1 pseudogene is annotated in these 553 nt (G+C 54.6%); it reads right to left on the minus strand.

The window, feature by feature from the left end:
* Nucleotides 1-553: pseudogene (locus J7439_RS26005) on the minus strand (hypothetical protein); the annotation flags it as partial.

The following is a 553-nucleotide window of genomic DNA, read 5'->3' on the forward strand; positions in this document are numbered from 1 at the left end:
CCTGTGGTGGCCGCCGCCAACCCGAGAAAACGCCGGGTTAGCTTGCCAACCGATGTGCTTGCTGATTCGGCATCCCTGGCCGTCTTTTTCAGGTTGCTGTTACGCAGGGATCTGGCTGTCTGTCTGGCGCTTTCATCCGCCCGTTTGAAGGCGGTCCGGGTGTCGTTTAGCTGCTGTTCGAGCTTGGCCTGCTGCTGCTTCAGGTTTTTGGTCGATAATCCAGCAGAGGACATTGAACCCCGAAGCTTGGCCAGTGCCTCACGCTGGCGGTTATATTCGGTATTGGCCTTTTTTACGTCTTTGCGGGCTTTTGCCATGGCCGTTTGCATGGCCTTGGTGGGCTTGTCGGTCTTGCCCATTTCCCGGCCAAGCCTGGCGACCTTATCTTCAGCCTCACGGAATGCACGACTGGCATCGTGGGTGGCATTGGCCTGCTTTTTAAAAGACGAAAGGAGCTTATTCTGGTTTTCCAGTTCCTCTAATTGGCCTTTAAGCTTATTTGCCTCTTGCCTGAAGGCATCCAGGGAAGCCGAGGATTTTTTAACATCCCTGG

This window comes from Salinisphaera sp. G21_0 (assembly GCF_017744115.1).
Classification (GTDB): Bacteria; Pseudomonadota; Gammaproteobacteria; order Pseudomonadales; family Endozoicomonadaceae; genus Endozoicomonas.